The 18,953-nt window shown below is 64.2% G+C and carries 20 protein-coding genes; 11 read left to right on the top strand and 9 right to left on the bottom strand.

The features are described from left to right. Positions 1 to 106 precede the first annotated feature (106 nt). Positions 107 to 652: an AAA family ATPase gene (locus FJ967_RS12155; protein WP_140731943.1), complete on the top strand. Its 546-nt coding sequence runs from the start codon at positions 107 to 109 to the stop codon at positions 650 to 652. Here the strand turns inward: FJ967_RS12155 and FJ967_RS12160 are convergent. The 5 genes from FJ967_RS12160 to FJ967_RS12180 form a co-directional block, all read right to left on the bottom strand. Next, complete coding sequence (locus tag FJ967_RS12160) at positions 649 to 1,659, bottom strand: dienelactone hydrolase (RefSeq protein ID WP_140731944.1); 1,011 nt, start codon at positions 1,657 to 1,659, stop codon at positions 649 to 651. The two genes, FJ967_RS12155 and FJ967_RS12160, sit on opposite strands and share 4 nt — an antisense overlap. A 131-nt stretch (positions 1,660 to 1,790) precedes the next feature. Further along, positions 1,791 to 2,507, bottom strand: coding sequence for a DUF2807 domain-containing protein (locus FJ967_RS12165; RefSeq protein ID WP_140731945.1), 717 nt, complete (start codon positions 2,505 to 2,507; stop codon positions 1,791 to 1,793). A 42-nt stretch (positions 2,508 to 2,549) separates the two neighbouring features. Further along, the gene (locus FJ967_RS12170) at positions 2,550 to 3,116 is read right to left on the bottom strand and encodes a DUF1700 domain-containing protein (RefSeq protein ID WP_140731946.1); all 567 of its coding nucleotides are present in this window, start codon (positions 3,114 to 3,116) and stop codon (positions 2,550 to 2,552) included. Next, positions 3,113 to 3,439: a PadR family transcriptional regulator gene (locus FJ967_RS12175; protein WP_140731947.1), complete on the bottom strand. Its 327-nt coding sequence runs from the start codon at positions 3,437 to 3,439 to the stop codon at positions 3,113 to 3,115. The genes FJ967_RS12170 and FJ967_RS12175 overlap by 4 nt, the downstream gene beginning before the upstream one ends. A 255-nt stretch (positions 3,440 to 3,694) precedes the next feature. Further along, positions 3,695 to 4,900, bottom strand: a complete 1,206-nt coding sequence (locus FJ967_RS12180) for a multidrug effflux MFS transporter (protein WP_140731948.1) — start codon at positions 4,898 to 4,900, stop codon at positions 3,695 to 3,697. Positions 4,901 to 5,085: 185 nt separating this feature from the next. On the opposite strand from FJ967_RS12180, the gene FJ967_RS12185 reads away from it, so the two are divergent. From FJ967_RS12185 to FJ967_RS12200, 4 genes are all read left to right on the top strand, one after another. Next, positions 5,086 to 5,775 (top strand): TetR/AcrR family transcriptional regulator, encoded by a 690-nt coding sequence (locus FJ967_RS12185; RefSeq protein WP_140731949.1) that lies wholly within the window; start codon positions 5,086 to 5,088, stop codon positions 5,773 to 5,775. Between the two features lie 146 nt (positions 5,776 to 5,921). Next, positions 5,922 to 6,458: an SspB family protein gene (locus tag FJ967_RS12190; RefSeq protein WP_140731950.1), complete on the top strand. Its 537-nt coding sequence runs from the start codon at positions 5,922 to 5,924 to the stop codon at positions 6,456 to 6,458. Positions 6,459 to 6,465: 7 nt separating this feature from the next. Next, positions 6,466 to 6,681: a DUF4169 family protein gene (locus FJ967_RS12195; protein WP_140731951.1), complete on the top strand. Its 216-nt coding sequence runs from the start codon at positions 6,466 to 6,468 to the stop codon at positions 6,679 to 6,681. After that, positions 6,678 to 6,908: a ribbon-helix-helix domain-containing protein gene (locus tag FJ967_RS12200; protein ID WP_140731952.1), complete on the top strand. Its 231-nt coding sequence runs from the start codon at positions 6,678 to 6,680 to the stop codon at positions 6,906 to 6,908. Before FJ967_RS12195 ends, FJ967_RS12200 begins: the two co-directional genes overlap by 4 nt. Here the strand turns inward: FJ967_RS12200 and FJ967_RS12205 are convergent. Then, complete coding sequence (locus FJ967_RS12205; RefSeq protein ID WP_140731953.1) at positions 6,905 to 8,701, bottom strand: chloride channel protein; 1,797 nt, start codon at positions 8,699 to 8,701, stop codon at positions 6,905 to 6,907. The genes FJ967_RS12200 and FJ967_RS12205 overlap by 4 nt on opposite strands. 164 nt (positions 8,702 to 8,865) lie before the next feature. Between FJ967_RS12205 and FJ967_RS12210 the strand changes: the two genes are divergently transcribed. The 3 genes from FJ967_RS12210 (at position 8,866) to FJ967_RS12220 (ending at position 10,626) form a co-directional block, all read left to right on the top strand. Further along, entirely contained in the window at positions 8,866 to 9,297 is a 432-nt protein-coding gene (locus FJ967_RS12210; RefSeq protein ID WP_181175801.1) for a MarR family winged helix-turn-helix transcriptional regulator, read from the top strand. A gap of 107 nt (positions 9,298 to 9,404) precedes the next feature. Beyond that, positions 9,405 to 9,719, top strand: a complete 315-nt coding sequence (locus tag FJ967_RS12215) for a hypothetical protein (RefSeq protein WP_140731954.1) — start codon at positions 9,405 to 9,407, stop codon at positions 9,717 to 9,719. 25 nt (positions 9,720 to 9,744) lie between these two features. Then, a complete protein-coding gene (locus FJ967_RS12220) occupies positions 9,745 to 10,626 on the top strand; it encodes a sigma-70 family RNA polymerase sigma factor (protein ID WP_140731955.1) in 882 nt (293 codons plus the stop codon). Between the two features lie 91 nt (positions 10,627 to 10,717). Here FJ967_RS12220 and FJ967_RS12225 read toward each other — a convergent pair whose 3' ends face one another. Further along, positions 10,718 to 14,689, bottom strand: a complete 3,972-nt coding sequence (locus FJ967_RS12225) for an AsmA family protein (protein WP_140731956.1) — start codon at positions 14,687 to 14,689, stop codon at positions 10,718 to 10,720. Positions 14,690 to 14,822: 133 nt separating this feature from the next. On the opposite strand from FJ967_RS12225, the gene FJ967_RS12230 reads away from it, so the two are divergent. Then, positions 14,823 to 15,809: a Dyp-type peroxidase gene (locus FJ967_RS12230; RefSeq protein WP_140731957.1), complete on the top strand. Its 987-nt coding sequence runs from the start codon at positions 14,823 to 14,825 to the stop codon at positions 15,807 to 15,809. A 28-nt stretch (positions 15,810 to 15,837) separates the two neighbouring features. Here FJ967_RS12230 and FJ967_RS12235 read toward each other — a convergent pair whose 3' ends face one another. Both FJ967_RS12235 and FJ967_RS12240 read right to left on the bottom strand, forming a co-directional pair. Further along, positions 15,838 to 16,356 carry a hypothetical protein gene (locus tag FJ967_RS12235; RefSeq protein WP_140731958.1) on the bottom strand — a complete coding sequence of 173 codons (519 nt, stop codon included), beginning with the start codon at positions 16,354 to 16,356 and terminating at the stop codon, positions 15,838 to 15,840. Between the two features lie 95 nt (positions 16,357 to 16,451). Next, positions 16,452 to 17,867, bottom strand: a complete 1,416-nt coding sequence (locus FJ967_RS12240; protein ID WP_140731959.1) for an FAD-linked oxidase C-terminal domain-containing protein — start codon at positions 17,865 to 17,867, stop codon at positions 16,452 to 16,454. Between the two features lie 163 nt (positions 17,868 to 18,030). On the opposite strand from FJ967_RS12240, the gene FJ967_RS12245 reads away from it, so the two are divergent. Both FJ967_RS12245 and FJ967_RS12250 read left to right on the top strand, forming a co-directional pair. Further along, positions 18,031 to 18,516 (top strand): thioesterase family protein, encoded by a 486-nt coding sequence (locus tag FJ967_RS12245; protein WP_140731960.1) that lies wholly within the window; start codon positions 18,031 to 18,033, stop codon positions 18,514 to 18,516. A 229-nt stretch (positions 18,517 to 18,745) separates the two neighbouring features. After that, positions 18,746 to 18,943, top strand: a complete 198-nt coding sequence (locus FJ967_RS12250) for a hypothetical protein (RefSeq protein ID WP_140731961.1) — start codon at positions 18,746 to 18,748, stop codon at positions 18,941 to 18,943. Positions 18,944 to 18,953: the final 10 nt, after the last annotated feature.

Here is an 18,953-nt window from a genome sequence, read left to right on the forward strand (position 1 = left end):
CCCCTCCCTCGATATCGTCACGCGCAACGCCAGGTCCCCTTGGCCGGATTCGTATGGCCGTTTGGCCCCGAAACCCTCGCGCGTCCCCTCTCTCCATGGACAAAAGATGCAAAACGATTCCGATCGATTCTTCGTGCTGACCGGTGGCCCAGGTTCAGGCAAGACCACCGTGATCGAGGCCCTGGAACAGGCCGGCCTTCGAACCGCGCCCGAAGCCGGGCGCAACATCATCCGCGACCAGGTAGCGACCGGCGGCCCCGCTTTGCCCTGGCAGGACCGCGCGCTCTTTGCCGAATTGATGCTGTCGTGGGAATTACGCTCCTGGCACGCGGCACGCGCCGAACCCGGTCCGGTCTTCTTCGATCGCGGCATCCCGGACACCATCGGCTACCTCAGGCTTTGCGGCCTGCCGGTGCCGGACCACCTCACCAAGGCGGCCATGAAATTCCGCTATGCGCGCCGTGTCTTCGTCGCGCCTCCCTGGCCGGAGATCTTCGCGCAGGACGAAGAGCGCAGGCAGACGTTCGACGAGGCCGAGCGCACGTATCGGGCAGTAGCCGGTGTCTATGCCGACCTCGGTTACGAACTCGTGACGCTGCCACTCGCCCCGGTCGAAGAGCGCCTGCGCTTCATCCTCGATGCTGCTTGCTAGGGCGCCGTTGCCACATGGGTCTGCCCCGGCCCATCGACAAGGTGCTGGCGGAAGAAGGCAAGCACGTCCGTATCGAACATCTTGTGGAACGCGGAGCGGTCGAAGCCCGGCCTATCCACACAAAGGTCCGAGGGCATGCCCGTCTTGCGACAGGATGCCAGGAAAGAGAAATGCACGGCGTTCGGCACGACGTGAAAGTCCGCCGTCCGCGGCAGCAGCCCGGCCAGCAGTTTGACATCGGCGGATGATATGCCGTCGCCACCGAACTGCGAACTCCAGAGCTGCAGCGGCACCTTGACGTCTTTGAGGCTGTCGCTGGTCTGGAACACGATGCTCAGCGGATCGGCAACGACGATTGCCTTCACGCGCGGATCATGGGTCAGCACCTCCGGCGGCAATTGCTTGCGCACCGGCTTGGGCTGGTTGGCCGGCGGACAGCCCGTGGCGGTCGGGTCCGGGCAACGCGGCGGCAGCTTGTTGAAGTCCGGATTGGCGCCGCCCACGACAAGACCGGTATAGCCACCTTGCGAAAAGCCATAGAAGCCGACGCGCTGCGGATCGATGCTGGCCGAATCCGGCGATGCGCCAAGCATGAAATCGATGGTTCGCTTGATATCGAGCGGCCGCTGCCTCAGCACGCCCAGGCCATTGGCCTGGCTCATGTCGGCGTGGTTAGCGTGCGGATGATTGATGGCAACGACGATGAAGCCGGCATCCGCCAGCGTCTCGGCCATGTCATGGAGATCGAGGTACCAGCCGCCATAGCCGTGGGAGATGACGACGAGCGGCAATTTCGCGCCCACGATCGGGCAATCGGGCACGGCCGGAACGGTGGTTCCCTTGACCTTCACCTCGCCGGGCGCGGTGGCGCAAGGCGACCACATGGCTGCGTCGACCGACGGCCCCGCGGCATCCGCCGGAACCTGGATGAACTTCAAACCAGCCGCGTGGGTCGCCGTGGCCGCCAGGCTTGCCAGGGCGGCGAGCAGTATGGTTCCCAGGCGCATTTTCCGGTCTCCGTTTCTCTGAAAATCATCCGTGCGGCCGGGCCGCGGGCCGAAATCCAGACCCACGTTTCCCGATGCCACGCTGTTCGATGAGAGCTGTTGCTGCCGGCCTGTCCAGCCGTTGCCGCCCTTCAGGGAACGGTCTCGACCCTGCCGCTGCCGCTGACTTGCGAATTGATCTTCGGATTGCCGTGGACCTGCACATTGCCACTGCCCGACACGCGGATGTCGGCCCGGTCCTGTGGCGCGATATCGGCATTGCCGCTGCCGCTGATCTGGACGCTGGCGGTCCTGGCGGCGAGTTTGGCGAAATCGCCCGAGCCGGAGCCGGAGATGCGCAAGGACAGATCCTGCACGCTGCCGCTGGCGCGGACATCGCCGCTGCCGCTGATCCTGAGATCGAGTGCGTCCTGGGCAAGACCGGAGAGTTCGAGCCTGCCGCTGCCGCTCAATCTCCAGCCCGGAACGGCCGGTCCGGTGAGCTGGACGCTGACCGCAGAGCGGTCACAATCTAAATTGTCGTCGAATTCCAGCACATTGCCGGACAGGCGGACATGCGAAACCGCCTCGGGATCGCCACTGACGATAGCCTGGGACGGCGTGCCCGGACGATAGGTCACCGTTGCCGGAAGCGCGATCTGGAACTCTGTGCTGACCGGCTCCCAGGCCAGTGTCACCGATCCGGGCTTGTTGCCGTCACCGGAACCGCGGCAACTCGAGGCAAAGGTCCACCATCTGCCGCCTCTCAGGTCGCGCCAGTTGTCCCCGGCCAGCGAGCTTGCCAGCGACAGGCAAATCACGGCGATGCCCAATGACAGGGCGGCGGTCCAGGCGAGTGTCTTGTTCATGATACACCTGTTTGTTTGTGCGGCGGCGGGCCGCGGGGACGATCAATTCCGTGGTGGTTTGACCAGGCGGTAGTGCAGGCGCGCATAGTCCCCCAGGACCTTGACCCCGACATTGAGCGCAAGCAGCAACAGCGAACCAAGTCCGATGCTGGCGGCGGCAAGCCCGACAGCCAACAGCAGCCGGGCAAAGGCCATGGTCCACGACGTGAAATGCCAGAAAGGCACGACGCTCAGCAGCAATCCGACGCTGACGACGCCCAGCGCCATCGCCGCAATGCCGATGGCCAGCATGACAGCGCAAAAGACAATGAGGATCGGCAGCAACAGGACGATGTCGAAGGCGGCCAGGCCGGTCAGCGCAAGCAGGGCGGCAACGACACCGCCAGGGCCACGGTCATGCTCCCAACGGCGCAGCCCCGCTTCCGCGCGCAGTTCCCGCCCCAGGCGCGCCGGATCGCCAAGTGCCTTGGCGACCTCCTCCTCGCTGCGTCCGGAGGCCTGGGCCTCGTCGAAATGGGCAGCGTAGTCGGCCGCGATCTCCGCAACTTCGCCCGGAGGCATTCCGGCCAGGCTGCTGCGCAGGGAAACCAAGAAAGCGTCGCGGTTCATTCCACTTCTCCCAGGAGCAGGTCGACGGCATCGACAAAGCTGCGCCATTCCCGGCTGCGTGCTTCGTAGGCAATTCTGCCGGCCGGAGTGAGCCGGTAATATTTGCGCGGCGGGCCGCTGGTCGATTCCACCAGCCATGTCGCGACAAGCCCGTCGCTCTGCATGCGCCGCATCAGCGGGTAGATCGTCCCTTCCCCCATGCCGACCCGCTCGGCGAGCGTGCTGGCGATCTCATAGGCATAGCTTTCCCTGCCGGCGAGCAAGGCAAGCACGCATAGTTCGAGCGCCCCCTTTTTCAGCTGGACGTCATTTGGATCGGTCATGGTCCGTTCCCGGCGATTTCAGTACACGATATAGAAAGGTATCTTCTTATGCAAGGTACTGACTTAAACTTGATACCAATGTGATGGCGACGGCAAGCCCAGTCCGAAAGATCAGGCTCTGCCGTGACTGATTTTCCACGGGCCCGGCCGGCATGGAAACACGCTTCGGCCGAGACGGCCGCGTCTGGCGCAGGGCCGACAAGGCACAAAAAAGGCCGGGATCCACCCGGCCTTTCCCTGCTGATTGAGGAGTGCTTATTCCGCTGGAGATTCGACCGCTCCGCGCGAACGGCCAAGCGTGACCTTCGCCATTGCGAACGATATCACCGCGCACAGCGTGATACCGGCCACCATCGGCAGCGGCGTGCCGTCGAAGAACGCCCCGGCCACACCCATGGCGAGCGCGCCGATGGCAAAGTGCAGTGTGCCCATCAGCGCCGACGCCGTGCCGGCGATCTCGCCGTGCTCTTCCATGGCCAGGACCGAAGTGGTCGGGATGACCAGGCCGAGGAAGCCGTAGCCGACGAACAGCAGGGCCGCCATCACGTCGAGCCTGTCGACACCCGACGCCATGATCGCGAACAGCACCACCATCGTCGAGGCGTAGCCCGTCACCGCCACCCACACCACGCGCTTCAGCCCGAACCGTTCGGAAAGCAGGCCGGTCAACTGCGACATGCCGATGAAGGCGACCGCGTTGATCGAGAAGAAAACGCTGTAGACCGAAGGCGACAGCCCGTAATGATCGATCAGGATGAAGGACGAACTCGACAGGTAGACGAAGAAGCTGGCAATGCCGAAGCCCGCGATCGCCACCAGGCCGAGGAAGTTGCGGTCCCCCATCAGGAAACGGTAGCCGGCAAGCGCGGTTCCAAAGGACGAACCGACGCGTTCTTCGGCCGGCCGCGTCTCCTTGAGCGAGGTCGCGAGCAGCACCGTGGCAAGCGCTGCCGCACCTGTCACCGTCCAGAACACGGCTCGCCAGCCGAAATTCTCGATGATCTGGCTACCGGTCAGCGGCGCCAGGATCGGCGACACCGAAAACACCAGCATCAGGAGCGACATCAGCTTGGCCGCCTCGTTGCCGGTATGCAGGTCGCGCACGATGGCACGCGGCACGGCCATGCCGGCGCTGGCGCCAAGCCCCTGCAGGAAGCGAAAGGCGATCAGCCATTCTATGGTCGGGCTCATCGCCGAACCGATGCCGCCGACCATGAACAGCACCAGGCCGCCATAGAGCGGCAGCTTGCGGCCGACCATATCCGAGATCGGCCCGACGACGATCTGGCCGAAGCCCATCGACAGGAAGAAGATCAACAGGCTCATCTGCACGGCCGCGGTGCCGGCATGGAGATCGGTGCCGATCGACGGCAGCGCGGGCAGATACATGTCGATGGCGAACGGGCCGATGGCCGACAACAAGCCGAGCACGACCGCGATGCGGAGGAATTTGGGACTCATGATATTGGCTTCTTTCGAATCTGGTTGCCGCCGCCAGGCGACGTCTGACCCCAGGACGTTCCATCCCGTGAGGTTCCGACTCCTGGAGCGAATTTCTTCGTCTCTTGGAGCGAAATCCCCTTATATCCTGTCCACAAATTTAGACAGTCTTGTCTAAATCGTCAATCACCTCTATATAGATTTTCATGAAATCGGGCGTTTCTCCTGACACTTTCCCGCCACGCGGCCATGAGGCCAAGCGCCTGTCGATCGTCGACGCCGCCGCCGCCGTGTTTTGCCGCGAGGGTTTTGCCGGCGCCAATATCGATCTGATCGCGGCCGAGGCCGGAGTGTCGCGCCAGACGGTCTATAATCACCATCGCGACAAGGAAAGGCTGTTTATTGCCGTCGTTCGCGACCTGACCGAGCGCTGCAATGCCGGCATTTTCGCCACCATTGCCACCTTCCCCGACCAGCCCGGGGATATCGGGGCCGACCTGATCGGTTTCGCCGTGCGCCTGAACCAGAACTGCATCTGCAACCGCGACGGAAAATTCCTGCGCAAGCTGATCCAGACCGAGGGCGAGCGCTATCCCGAGCTGTTTGCCGAGTGGCGCGAACAGGGACCTGGCAGGACATGGCCGGCGATCGCCGCCCGCTTCGCCCGCCTCGCCTATGGCGGCCACCTCGTCATCGACGATCCCGACGTGGCGGCGCGCCAGTTTCTCGGCCTCGTCAATGCCGAACTGCAGACCACCTTCATGCTTGGCGGCACCCCAAGCGAGGATGAAGTCGTGCAATCGGCAACGAACGGCGTGCGCACCTTCCTGCGCGCGTTCGGCAAGCGCCCCTCCCCGACGGCTATGAAAAAACACACTGCGCTGGCTAACGCGTAACATTTGCGGTTGCCGGGAAGCCGGCTTGCCGATCAAATCGTTGGCAATAGTCCTCGCTTCGGCGCGGCGGCGGTCTATATCAGGTTTACGCCGCCCTCAAGCTTGATTACAGCTATGCGGACGATTCAACGGAACCCGACCACCTCATGGCCGACGACCACATCCGCTACGACATTCTGGCCCAGGAGGCGTTGCGCGGCGTCATGCGCAAGGTCCTGGCCGAGGTCGCGCGCACCGGCCTTCCCGGCAACCATCATTTCTTCATCACCTTCCTGACCGGCGCGCCGGGCGTACGCGTCTCGTCGCGGCTGCGCGAACGCTATCCCGAGCAGATGACCATCGTCATCCAGTTCCAGTATTGGGATCTGAAGGTCACCGACACCGGCTTCGAGGTCGGGTTGTCCTTCTCCGACGTGCCGGAGAAACTCGAAATCCCGTTCTCGGCCGTGCGCGGCTTCTATGATCCCTCGGTCAATTTCGAGCTCGAATTCGACGTCAAGACCGATGCGCAGCCCGAAGAGGAACAGGCCGCGCCGGCGCCCGAGCCGCTGACCATCGTCTCCGAGAAGAAGCCGAAGGCGGAGAAGAAGGCTACCGCCGAACCGGACAAGAAGCCTGCCGCCGCCGATGCCGGCACCAAGGGCGCCGAAGTGGTTTCGCTCGACGCCTTCCGCAAGAAATAGGCTTGAAATGGCCGACATCGTCAACCTTCGTGAGGTCCGCAAACAGAAGGCGCGGGCAGACAGGGAACAGGCGGCCAGCCAGAATCGCGCCTTGCACGGCCGCACCAAGGCCGAGAAGCAGCGCGACCGCCTGATCGCCGACAGGAGCGAAAAATTCGTCGCGGGCCATCATCGCGAAAAGCCCGGCGAAGCGGACGATCCCAGCCAAAACGACGCTCATTGAGCGCCGTCGAAAAACGCTCGATCACCATTCGCGGCCATCGCACCAGCTATTCCCTCGAACAGCCGTTCCATGATGATCTTGTCGCGATTGCCGAGGCGAGAAAGCTGACGCTCGCCGCCCTTGTCGCGGAAGTCGACGCGACGCGGCCCCGTGACACCAACCTCTCCTCCGCGCTCAGGCTCCATGTCCTGGAGTGGGCCAAGCGCGGCGCGGCCGGCGAGGCCTAGGAAGAGACCTTGCCTTCCTCGTTCCGGCGCCTGCCGAAACCAAGCAAGGTCGAGCGCTCGCGCTCCTCGGCCTGTTTGCGCGAGCGCACCCGCATCAGATCCTTCCAACCGACATAGCCGACCAGCTGCTGGTCTTCGCGCGTGACGACAGGCAGATGCGACACATTCGCCGTCAACAGCTTGTCGGAGAGGCCTTCCAGATATTCGTCGGGATAGGCCAGCGTCACCTTGCTACCGGCCAGCAACTCGCCGAGCGTCGTCGTCCGGTGCTTGCCGGCACGCCGCCAGCGCAGAATCGCCGGCGGATCGATGAGGCCCAGCACCTGCCTGTTGCCGTCGATCACGGGAAAACTCGGATGCCGGGTTTCCGGGGCGGTCAGGAAGGCGGCCGCGCCATGCAGCGTCATTGACGCCGGCACGCTCTCGACCTGCGACGTCATCACCTCGCGCACCCTGGTCAGCGCGAAGGGATCGACGCGATATTCGCGCACCAGATGGTGCCCTCGCCTGGCGATCTTCTCGGTCAGGATCGAACGTTTCATCAACAGCACGGTCACAGCATGCGCCGCCGCGCAGGCCGTGATCAATGGCACCAGCACATGCGTGTTCCCGGTCAGCTCGACCGCGAAGAAGGTGGCCGTCAGCGGCGCGCGCATCGTGCCGCCCATGGTGGCGGCCATCGCCAGCAGCGCCCAGAAGCCCGGGTCGGCCGCCGGCAGGATGCCGGCAAGCACCGCGCCCATCGCGCCCCCCATGATCAGAAGCGGCGCCAGCACACCGCCGGAAGTTCCCGAGCCGAGCGCCACCGACCAGATGATGGACTTGACCACCAGAAGCAGCAGCGCTGCGGTGGCGATCGTGCGGCCATCCAGCATGTCGGCGATGTTGTCGTAGCCGACACCGAGCGCCCGTGGATCGATCAGGCCGCCGATGCCGACCACCAGGCCGCCGAGCATGGGCCACCACATCCAGTGGATCGGCAGCTTCTGGAAGCCGTCCTCGCAGGCATAGACCATCTGCGTCAGCAGTCCCGACAGCAGGCCGGCGCAGATGCCGACCAGCACCCAGCCGCCAAGGCCGAGGAAGGTGATCGTCATGCTGCCCTGGAAGGGAAAGATCGGCCCCGGCATGTGCAGCACCGTGCGCTCCACCTCCGCCACGATGGCCGCCACCGCCACGGGAATGAAACTGCGCGGCGTCCATTCGAACAAAAGCAGTTCCACCGCCAGCATGATGGCGGCGATCGGCGTCCCGAACACCGTGGTCATGCCGGCCGCCGCACCCGCCACCAGCAGCGTCTTGCGTTCATTGTCGCTGACCGGCAGCATCTGCGCGATCAGTGAGCCGATCGCCCCACCGGTCATGATGATCGGGCCTTCGGCGCCGAACGGCCCACCGGAGCCGATCGAGATCGCCGACGACAGCGGCTTCAGGATCGCCACCTTGGCATCGAGCCTGGAACGTCCGAGCAGGATCGCCTCAATGGCTTCCGGAATGCCATGGCCGCGGATCTTCTCGCTGCCATATCTGGCCATCAGGCCGATGATCAGCGCGCCGATGACAGGAACGAGGACGGCGGCATAACCAAGCGGCGTGTTTTCCAGCTTCAGCTCCGCGAGCGAGAACTGGCCGAAATAGGCGATGTTGGTGGCGAGCCGGATCAGCTTCAGAAGCACAATGCCGGCAAACAGCCCGGCGGTGGCCACCACCACCGCTATCGCGGCGACCAGCAGCACCCTGGCATCGGTGGTGAAATCCCTGAGATGACCGGGATTGGTTTGGTGGGTATTCATGTGGCTTTGCCTCCTGGCGGCGGCCGTGTCTGGTTTTTGCGGCACGGTCGATGTGGCCAGCCGGTTGTCGGTCGGCTATGTATCGTAATACGATATATCTATTCAAGCGGGTTCTGCTCGAAATTTCGTTTGAGCTTCCTCCGAAAAACGAAGACATCTCCGATATGACGCAGCCGCCCAAGACATCACGTCCCGCTATCCGCCAATCCGACTACCAGCGGCTGTCCGAGTTCCGCTACCTGATCCGACGGTTCCTCGAATTCAGCCAGGTTCAGGCCGAGGACGCCGGCCTGACCCCGCGCCAGCACCAGGCGCTGCTCGCCATCAAGGGATATCCCGGTGGCGGGCCGGTGACGGTCGGTGACCTGGCGGAGCGCCTGCGCATCCGCCACCACAGCGCCGTCGAACTGGTCAACCGTCTCGGCGATGCGGGTCTGGTCACGCGCGATCAGGACAAGGACGATCATCGCCGCGTGTTCTTGCGGCTGACCGAGCGCGCCGATGATTGCCTGGCCGAGCTGTCGGCGGCGCATCTCGACGAGCTCTCGCGCATAGAGCCGATGCTGCGGCGCCTGCTCGACCGGAGCCAAGACTGACGCTCAAGGATTCGTGCGGGCCGATACCGAAAATATTCTTCCGGACTGCGAATCCTTTGGCCCGGCCGCTGCGTCTTGGACGCGAGACATCAGAAGGAGCGGTTGCGGTGAAACACCATTTGATACGCTACAGGACGAAGCCTGACCGGACGGATGAGAACGTGCGCCTGGTCAAGGCGGTGTTCGAGGAACTGCGCGGCAAATCGCCGGAAGGTGTCCGCTACATGACCTGGCGCTCCGGTGACGGCACTTTCGTCCATCTCGTCGAGATCGAAAGCGACGAGCATGCCGAAATCATTCCTGGGCTTGCCGCCTTCGAGGCCTTTCAAAATGGCATCAGGGACCGCTGCATCGAACCTCCGCATCGTGACGTGATGACCGTGGTGGGCCATTATCGGATGCTGGACGAGCAGCCTGATTAGACTCAAGTTCAAGAACGGCCGGTGCATGAACAGTCCAGGCGGGCTCCGCGAACCTTTCAACCATTTGTTCGGCGAATTGCGCCCCAAACTGCACCGCTACTGCGCCCGCATGACAGGCTCGGTCGTCGATGGCGAGGATGTCCTGCAGGAGGCCCTCGCCAAGGCGGTGGAGGCGCTGCCCGGCGCCGGTCCGATCGCCAACCCGGAAGGCTGGCTGTTTCGCATCGCCCACAATGCCGCGCTCGATTTCCTGCGCCGCCGCGCCCGAGAAAAGGCCTTTTCCGACGACGAGACGGACATGATCGCCGACCCGGCAAATCCAATAGCCGACCGTCAGGCCGCCGCAGCCGGGTTGCACGCGTTCATGCGTCTGCCCGTCGCGCAGCGCAGCAGCGTCATCATGATGGATGTTCTGGGCTATTCGCTGCAGGAGATCGGCACCATGCTCGACACCAGCATCGCGGCGGTCAAGGCGGCGCTGCATCGCGGCCGTGGCCGGCTGCGCCAGATCGCCTCGGAACAGGACGATCGTCCTGTTCCGATTCTGAGCGCCGCCGAACGTCTGCTGCTCGAGGCCTATATCGATCGCTTCAACGCCCACGATTTCGACGCGGTGCGCGATATGCTGGCCGATGAGGTGCGGCTGGAACTGGTGGCCAGAACGCGGCTCAACGGCCGCAAGGAAGTCGGCACCTATTTCGGCAATTATTCCCGGGTTCAGGACTGGCGTTTCGTTGCTGGTTTTGTCGAAGACAGACCGGCAGTGCTTGTCCGCACCGGCGATGATCCGGCCGCGCCGCCCACCTATTTCATCCTGCTAACCTGGCGGGACGGCAGAGTTGCCGCCATCCGCGATTTTCGCCACGCCCGCTATGCCGCCGACGGCGCCGAACTGTTCGTTCCCTGAAGCGGGATCTCGGCCAGTGACCGCAAGTTCCCTACTCCCTACTCCCTACTCCCTACTCCCTACTCCCTACTCCCTACTCCCTACTCCCTACCTACTGAAGAGACTTCAACAGGTTGTCGACCGTGAACGGATTGGCCTTCGGCTTGGCCGGAGGCGGATTGTCGTTGGCGGGCGCCGGCTCGGTCCTGGGCGCCTGTTGCGCCGCCTTGCGTTCGGCTTCGAGCCTGGCCTTTTCCTGTGAAGCGATGCGCATCGCCTCCTCCGCTTTCTGGCGCTCCTGCTCGGCCTGCGCCTTGGCCGCCTCGTCCGCCGCCTGTTGTTCCGCCGCGGCCTCGGCATCGGCCTTGGCTTTCGCGTCGGCGTCCGCCTTGGCTTTCGCTTCCGCATCGGCCTTCGCCTTCGCGTCCGCCTCAGCCTGGGCCTGCGCTTCCGCTTTCGCCTTGGCGTCGGCCTCTGCTTTCAGCCGCGCCGCTTCCTGCTGTTGGCGCAATTCTTCGGCGGCCTTGTCGCGGGCGTCCTGTAGTGCCGCGTAATAACGCACCTCGCGCCGCAGCCGCTGTTTCTCGAGCAGCGCGGCCTGCATCGCCTCGACGCGTTGCTGTTCTTTTTCCAATGCGCGCTGGGTCAGGAACTGCGCCAGCGGCTCACTGTCGAACTGCCGTTTCACGGCACCGAACGGCCCCTCGGCGGTAAAGTTCACGACCGGCTCGGAGCCGACCAGCGCCTCGTCGCCGGGCCGATAGGTGACCGCGCCCTTGGCCGAAACCGTGCTGGTGTTGAGGTCCGCCGTAATGTCGGCAGACAACGTCGCCGCCGGATTTTCGAGGCTGATCGGCGGCGCTCTGAGCGTCCCGCCTGCAACCGTGAAGGCGACATCGGCATTTCCTGCGGCGAAGCTGCCGTCCGCGGCGATCGCAGGCGCGAAGCCGGCGGTCTTGGCGGCGTCGATGTCGCGGCCGATCGCGTCCGCCTTGGCCAGGAAGGCGCTGAACGCGTCAGGGTTGACGCCGGCGACCTGCAGGCCCCTCAGCGCCGCCGTACCGGACCCCGACAGTGCCGCGACCATGGCATCGACCGACTTGCCGCTGGTCGACAGCGTCGTCGAGAAATCGCTGGCTCCGCTGATGCCGGCATCCGGCAACACATTGGCCAGATCGGCCCCCGCCAGTTTCATCTGCCCGGTGAAGAGCCCCGTGCCTTCATTGTTCTTCAGCTCGAACAGGCCGGAGAGCGCACCGCCAAGGAACTTGGCCTTGAGATCGGCGACCCGAATCCCTTCCTGGTCGAGCTTGAGCGAAAAGGCCGCGTCATAGGCCGTGGCGAACGGGCCGGCGGCCAGCGATGCTGTGGTCAGGTCGAGATCGGCGGTGAACGGCAGGCTGGACTTCTGGCTGAACGGGGCCGAGGGCCACGCACCGGCCCCATTACTCTTGCCGGTATTGTCGCTCTTGTCGGCCCCGTTGTTGTCGACGAGGAAGGCGGAATCGCCAAACAGCGCCACCGCCATCGGATCGAGGTCGAGTTCGTCGAGCGCCAGCGCGCCTGCCAGATGCGGCACGCCGGCCTTGCCGTCGACCCCTTGCTTCACATCGAGGTTGATGTCGCCGGACACCGCAGCTTCGTTGATGGCGCCGTTGAGCCCGGAGAGCACCAGCAGGCCGTTGCCGTAATCGGCCTGCGCGGCCATCGATGTCGACATGCCCGCGCCCATGCCGGGCAGGCCGATGCCCGTCGTCATCAGCCATGGCTCGATGTCGGTGGCGTCGAGATTGACCTTGCCCTTGGCGATCGGACCTTGCGGTGTGTCGGCGACAGTCCCCTCGAAGCCGGCCTTGAAGTCGTTGCCGGCAAGGCTGAAGCTCGTCACCAGACCACCGGCAATCGTGCCCTTGGCCTGGATATCGGTGCTTGCTTCGCCAAGCATGCCGAGCGGCAGCGCCGGCAGGCCGTAAAGCGCCAGAAGCGCGGTGGCGTCGGGATTCTTGGCGTTGAAGGTCAGCGTCAGCGGCGCCTCCGGCAATCTGTCAGCCATGCCCTTCCCCGACAGCGAGGCTGAAAAGGCCGATCCGCCGGCCTTGCCTTGTCCGCTGACCGCGAGCCCCGTCGTGCCGTCGCCATTGTCGGCGGCACTCGCCACGAGGTCGACGCGGGCATCCTGGAACAGGTCCGGATAGGCCTGGGCGCGGCTTGCCAGCCCCTTCAGCACAGCATTGTCCGGATAATGCTGCGCGGCGACATCGATCAGCGGTTTCAGGTCGACGGCGACCACCGAGGCGTCGAGCTTGCCGGTCGGGCTCGCCGGGAAATCCTTGATCCGGCCGGTGGCGCTGATCGAGGCGCCGGCCAGCCCGCCGACCGACAACCGGTCGATTTCGAGCAGTCCGTCGCGCAGTCTGAGCGCGGTATCGACCGTGTCGGCGGTCAGGCCGCCGGCACTGACCGGCCCGGCTTTGATCTGGAAATCGAGGTCGCGGTCGGCGAAACGGTTGGCGCCCTTGTCGCTGACGAAAATCGAGGCGAAGGCGGCCAGCCCGTCGACATCGAGATCGCCGCCCTCCAGCCGCATCAGCACCGATGGTCTGGCGTCGTCGGGTTGGCTGGAATCAATGCGTCCGGAGAACTTGGCCTTGCCGAGGATCAATTCGAGATCGCTGAAGGACTGATGGTTTGCCGACAGATCAACCTTGGCCTTGAAGCCGGCGGCCGGCAGACGACGGATCGCCTCGTCGACATCCTTCGACAGCCACGCCGCAAACCCTGAAGGCTGCGACACCGCCAGCAGCAACGAGCCGGTGAAACCGAAATGGCTCTGCACGTTGAGCATCACCTTGCCGTCGGCTTCCAGCTTGGTGCGGCCAGGCAAGGTCGCGGCGAGCGATTTCACCAGCCAACCGTCATCGACCGGCTCGGCCGACAGATGGACGTCGCGCACCGTCGTGTCGCCGGCCACCACCGCCGGCAGCTTGACCTCGACGGTTCCAGGAATCGTCGGCTTCGGCAAATCGAGCAGCGCCTGTTCGAGCCCGGCAATGCGTTGGTCCAGCGTCAGGCCCGCGCCGGCTTGAGCCCCCACCGCCTCGTCGAACTGCACCTGCGCGCCATTGGCCTCGATGGCGAAGCTCGGTTTCTGGCCGAGATCGACCGACGCCTTGCCGTCGGCTGTGTAGGGATTGTCGAGCGGACCGGTCTCGAAACGGAATTCGTCGATGCCGAGCTTCTGGTGGTCGAGCGAGAACTTGCCGTTGAGCCGGAATCCCGGATCGGGCTTGCCGGTGCTGATCTTGACCGTTTCCCCATCGCTGCCGCGCAGTTCGGCGCTATTCTTGTCCGCGCCCGAGATCTTGAACTGGCCGCCATAGACAGCCGCGCCGTTGACGATGCCGGCATTGCCGTCGGTCTCGATGACCAGCGGATAGGCGTCGGGATCGGCCTTCAGCCGCAGCCGCATCTGTCCGGACGGCTCGGCCTTGCCGGTAGACGCCGCCACCGTCATGCGCAGCCCGTCCAGCCGCAACGTGCCATCCATTCGCCACGGGCCGGCCAGCGACTTGGCCGAGATCGTCGAGTTGATCTCGGAAAAGGTGTGGTTGCGGCCGCCGGCTTCATGGCGCAGTTCGATCTGCCCCTCCGTCACGGTCAGCTTCTCGATCGAGATCTGGCCGGGGTCGAAGGGCGAGGACGGGCGCATCGCCCAGTCGACGGTCCCGTCTGGAGCGATGTCTATGGTCGCCTTCGGCCGCACCAGCCGCATGTCGAAGATCAGCACCTCGCCGCGCAGGAAGGGTGCCAGTTCGGCATCCATCGAAAACGTCTCGACGGTCATGGCCGGCTGGCCGTTGGGACCTCCCGCGACGGCGACATTGGAGAAGGTCACCGAGGGAAACGGCAACAGCCTCGCCGTGGCATCGCCCTGCACGGTCACCTTGCGTCCGAGGATGGCGCTCGCCTCGCGCTCGAAATCGGCGCGGTAGCCGGTCCAGTCGACAAAATACGGCACCACCAGCGCCGCGCACAGCACCAGCACGAAAAGGCCACCGAAAATCACGAACAGGCGTGCGAGCATCAGCTCCGAACAGGTTTATTGAAATTCTTCCGCACTCTACCCGCATCCGCGTGTCGATAAAGAGGCAATTCATCCAGTGTTGCGTCATCCCGGACGATCTGAAACAAATCCGGGACCAAGCGGAGATTTTCGGATGTCGGGCAAGAACTGGGACCGGGTGCCGATCGATGCGCAGAGTGTCGATGCCCCGCTTTCGCAGTCGGCGATTTTCCTCGTCGTGACCGTCGCCGGCGACCAGCCGTCCCTGGCCAGGGTCTGTTCCGTGCTCGGCGAACTCGACGACCTGGTCAAGACCGTCGGCTTCCGCGATCTCGGTGGGCGCCTGTCGTGCATATCAGGCATCGGCCGCGATCTCTGGGACCGGCTCAGCCCCGGCCGGCGGCCGCTGGAGCTGAAATCGTTCGCGCCGATCAAGGGCGCGGTCCATTCGGCTCCTTCGACGCCGGGCGACCTGCTTTTCCACATCCGCGCGGAACGACCCGACATGTGCTTCGAGTTCGAGCGTATCCTGCTCGACAGGCTTGGTTCCGGTGTGACCGTCGTCGATGAAGTCACCGGTTTTCGCTATTTCGATGCCCGCGACTTGCTCGGCTTTGTCGATGGCACGGCGAACCCCACCGGCCTCGACTTGCCTGCTTCGGCGCGGGTCGATGACGAGGATGCCGATTTTGCCGGCGGCAGCTACGTCGTCGTCCAGAAATACCTGCACGACATGCAGGCCTGGGCGCGCATTCCGACATCAGAGCAGGAAGCGATTATCGGCCGCACCAAGATCGACAACATCGAAATCGACGATGACGACGCACTGCGCAAATCCCACAAGTCGCTGGCCACGATCGAGGACGCCGACGGCAACGAATACGACATATTGCGCGACAACATGCCGTTCGGCAGGCCTGGCCAGAACGAGTTCGGCACCTATTTCATCGGCTATTCCAGATATCTCTGGGTCATCGAAAAGATGCTGCAGCGCATGTATGTCGGCGATCCGCCGGGCGCCTACGACCGGCTGCTGGATTTCTCGACCCCGCACACCGGCACCACCTTCTTCGCGCCGACGCGGCCCTTGCTGCAAACCCTTGCCCAGGGCGTGCAGGAGCGGCTGCCCGCCGCGCGGTAAAACCGAGGGCGGTTGACAGCCCTGCCCTTCAGCGCGCGTCGCGCTTGGCCTGCGCCACCTTGGCCGCCTTGCGCTGCCGGCCGAGTTCGGCCGGTCGAACCAGGCTTGCAACCTTCTGGTTGGCCACGGCCCGCATACCCTTGTGCGCCGTGCGCGAATTGTGCGCGGGATTGTCGGGGGCTTTCTGCTTCAGGGCCAGCGCCTTGCGCGCATTGTCGACCAGGGAAACGCGGGCCGCCAGTTGGCGGCGCAGTTCGGCCTCGCCGTTCAGGCGCCGCATGGCCATCGCCAGCACAGCGAGCTTCACTTGTGAGCCGCCGTCGGCCTTTGAGGGCGCGGCGCCCTTTGCCGCGCCCTTGCCGCGCATCTCACGCCGCCGGCGATGCGCCTCTGTCTGCGCCTTGTCGCGCCTCTCCCGCAGCAGCTTCACCAGGCCGGAAAGGTCGGCGTCGGATAGTTCCTGTACCGCCGGATGGTGCGATTTCTCGACCAGTTCCTTCTCATCGGTGCTGAGAGCGCGCGCTTCTTCCTTGCGGGAAATCGCCATGACATTCCTCCTGCGCTGGCGTGCCTGTCTGTTTCAGGCAGCCAGAGCCTCGGCCTGAATAGCGGCGCGGTCAAGACGCGCGCTTCGCCATGCCCTTAGCCTTCGCCAGGCAGGATCTTCCCCGGATTCATGATGTTTTGCGGATCGAGTGCCTGCTTGATCGTGCGCATGACATCGACGCCGTGGCCCAGTTCATGGCGCAGGAAACCGATCTTGCCCTGGCCGATGCCATGCTCGCCGGTGCAGGTCCCGTCCATGGCGATCGCCCGCATATTGAGCCGCGCGACGAATTTTTCCGACAGCGCGATCTCCTTTGGATCGTTGACGTCCATCAGCACCAGAACGTGAAAATTGCCGTCGCCGGCGTGGCCGACGATCGGCGCGATCAGCCCCATCTCGGCAATGTCGGCTTCGGTTTCGGTGACGCATTCGGCAAAGCGCGAGATCGGCACGCAGACATCGGTCGAAAGGCCCTTGGCGCCCGGCCGCAGCGTCAGCGACGACCAGTAGGCGTCGTGCCTGGCCTTCCACAGTTTTGTCCGCTCCTCGGCGACACTGGTCCACAGGAACGGCCCGCCGCCATTTTCCTCGGCGATCATGCCGAATGTCTCGGCCTGTTCGGCAACGCCCGCGTCGCTGCCGTGGAATTCCACGAACAGGCACGGGCTTTCGGGATAGTCCAGCTTCGAATAGTTCTTCATGGCCCGCATCTGCAGCGCGTTGACCAGCTCGATGCGCGCCACCGGAATGCCCATCTGGATCGTCGCGATCACCGCGTTGCAGGCAGCTTCGACGCTCGGGAACGGGCAGACGCCGCCCGAGATCGCCTGCGGAATGCCTTGCAGCTTCAAGGTCAGCGCCGTGATGATGCCTAGCGTACCTTCGGATCCGACCAGCAACCTGGTCAAATCATAGCCGGCAGAACTCTTCTTCGCCCGCTTGCCTGTCGTAACCGTCTCGCCGTCAGCCATGACGGCGGTCAGCGACAGCACGTTCTCGCGCATCGTGCCGTAGCGCACCGCATTGGTTCCAGAGGCCCGCGTCGCCGCCATGCCGCCGAGCGAGGCGTTGGCGCCGGGGTCGATTGGAAAGAACAGGCCGGTGTCGCGCAGATGCCGGTTCAACTCCTCGCGCGTCACGCCGGGTTCGACGGTGCAATCCAGATCCTGCGGATTGACTGCCAGGATCCGGTTCATCCGCGACGTATCGACTGAGATGCCGCCGCCCGGCGCATTGGTGTGGCCCTCGAGCGAGGAACCGACGCCGAACGCGATCACCGGCACGCGGTGCGCCGCGCAGGTACGCACGATCTCCTGCACCTCGGCCGTCGTCTCGGGAAACGCGACGCCGTCCGGCGCTTGCGTCGGGATATAGGTGGTCGTATGCGCGTGCTGCGAGCGGATGGCCTGGCCAGTCTGGAAGCGCTCGCCCAGCCGCTGCTTGAGGATGCCGAGCACGGCGGCGATGCCTTCCTCGTTGCGTTCGACCGGATTGAGGTCGCTCAGAGCCATGAATTCCTCCGCGAATGGACCAGCGTCCACGCTTGTTATGCGAGTATGGATGCCTAAAGCAATTCCAGGAAAAGTGTGAAGCGGTTTTCCCTTGGCAATTGCGTCGGAATGCAAAGACACTCGGCGCCAACGCGCTGTCCAGCGCCAGAACAAGGAAGTTTCGATGCCCATCCCCGCCCCCTTCGTCTCCAAGCCAATGGACATCGAGAAGGACTGGATCGATTACAACGGCCACCTCAACATGGCCTACTACAACGTGCTGTTCGACCGCTGCTCGGACGCGGCCTTCGAGGCGATGGGCATGGGGCTGGACTACGTGAAAGAGCGGCGGCTGACCATCTACACCGCCGAAGTCCATGTCTGTTACGTGCAGGAACTGCATCTGGATCACAAGGTCACGGTCTCCTTCCAGCTCATCGACCATGACGAGAAGCGGCTCAGGGCTTATCAGGAGATCCGCCATGTCGACGGCTGGCTCGCCGCCACCTCCGAGACCCTGTCGCTCCATGTCGACATGTCGGGGCCGAAGGTGGCGCCCTTCCCGGCCGATGTGCTGGCCAGGATCGAAGCCATGCGCGCCGCGCATTCGGTGCTGCCGATGCCCGAGCGGGCCGGCCGTTCGATCGGCATCAAGCGCAAGCAGGGCTAGCCTTCGACGACGAGACCTGGCTTCAAAGCCACACCCTCGATCCAAAATCACCGGACCCGCAAATCCGCCGGCGCCGCTGCTTGAAGCGCCCTCGCGGCCGCGTTAACCTTACCGAGGTTTTAACGGGAACAAGCCAATCGAGCCGTTGAACGACTCAGACAAGCGGTCGAAAACGTCCGCCCAAGGGTTGTTGACGGGCGGCGCGGCGAAGCCGGTTCGAGGGACGTGCATGAAAACCGACATCAAGGTCGAGGTGGACAGGCTGGCCGCTGATCCTCGCATATCGGACTATGATTTCTGGCGTTCGCTCAAGAATGTCGACAACGAGATTTTTCATATCGCCAACAACAACGAACCGATTCCGTTCGACATGATTCGCTGGCGCAGCATCCTGAAGCAGGCCCGCCTCAAGCGCGGCCACGCATAGCCCCGACAGG

Origin of the sequence: Mesorhizobium sp. B2-3-4, from assembly GCF_006442315.1 — a bacterium.
GTDB lineage: Bacteria > Pseudomonadota > Alphaproteobacteria > Rhizobiales > Rhizobiaceae > Mesorhizobium.

Excerpts from the sequence above, each read along its gene's own strand:
- FJ967_RS12155 (WP_140731943.1), top strand. The coding sequence starts at position 107 with ATGCAAAACGATTCCGATCGATTCTTCGTGCTGACCGGTGGCCCAGGT.
- FJ967_RS12160 (WP_140731944.1), bottom strand. The coding sequence starts at position 1,659 with ATGCGCCTGGGAACCATACTGCTCGCCGCCCTGGCAAGCCTGGCGGCC.
- FJ967_RS12165 (WP_140731945.1), bottom strand. The coding sequence starts at position 2,507 with ATGAACAAGACACTCGCCTGGACCGCCGCCCTGTCATTGGGCATCGCC.
- FJ967_RS12170 (WP_140731946.1), bottom strand. The coding sequence starts at position 3,116 with ATGAACCGCGACGCTTTCTTGGTTTCCCTGCGCAGCAGCCTGGCCGGA.
- FJ967_RS12175 (WP_140731947.1), bottom strand. The coding sequence starts at position 3,439 with ATGACCGATCCAAATGACGTCCAGCTGAAAAAGGGGGCGCTCGAACTA.
- FJ967_RS12180 (WP_140731948.1), bottom strand. The coding sequence starts at position 4,900 with ATGAGTCCCAAATTCCTCCGCATCGCGGTCGTGCTCGGCTTGTTGTCG.
- FJ967_RS12185 (WP_140731949.1), top strand. The coding sequence starts at position 5,086 with ATGAAATCGGGCGTTTCTCCTGACACTTTCCCGCCACGCGGCCATGAG.
- FJ967_RS12190 (WP_140731950.1), top strand. The coding sequence starts at position 5,922 with ATGGCCGACGACCACATCCGCTACGACATTCTGGCCCAGGAGGCGTTG.
- FJ967_RS12195 (WP_140731951.1), top strand. The coding sequence starts at position 6,466 with ATGGCCGACATCGTCAACCTTCGTGAGGTCCGCAAACAGAAGGCGCGG.
- FJ967_RS12205 (WP_140731953.1), bottom strand. The coding sequence starts at position 8,701 with ATGAATACCCACCAAACCAATCCCGGTCATCTCAGGGATTTCACCACC.
- FJ967_RS12210 (WP_181175801.1), top strand. The coding sequence starts at position 8,866 with ATGACGCAGCCGCCCAAGACATCACGTCCCGCTATCCGCCAATCCGAC.
- FJ967_RS12220 (WP_140731955.1), top strand. The coding sequence starts at position 9,745 with ATGAACAGTCCAGGCGGGCTCCGCGAACCTTTCAACCATTTGTTCGGC.
- FJ967_RS12225 (WP_140731956.1), bottom strand. The coding sequence starts at position 14,689 with ATGCTCGCACGCCTGTTCGTGATTTTCGGTGGCCTTTTCGTGCTGGTG.
- FJ967_RS12230 (WP_140731957.1), top strand. The coding sequence starts at position 14,823 with ATGTCGGGCAAGAACTGGGACCGGGTGCCGATCGATGCGCAGAGTGTC.
- FJ967_RS12235 (WP_140731958.1), bottom strand. The coding sequence starts at position 16,356 with ATGGCGATTTCCCGCAAGGAAGAAGCGCGCGCTCTCAGCACCGATGAG.
- FJ967_RS12240 (WP_140731959.1), bottom strand. The coding sequence starts at position 17,867 with ATGGCTCTGAGCGACCTCAATCCGGTCGAACGCAACGAGGAAGGCATC.
- FJ967_RS12245 (WP_140731960.1), top strand. The coding sequence starts at position 18,031 with ATGCCCATCCCCGCCCCCTTCGTCTCCAAGCCAATGGACATCGAGAAG.
- FJ967_RS12250 (WP_140731961.1), top strand. The coding sequence starts at position 18,746 with ATGAAAACCGACATCAAGGTCGAGGTGGACAGGCTGGCCGCTGATCCT.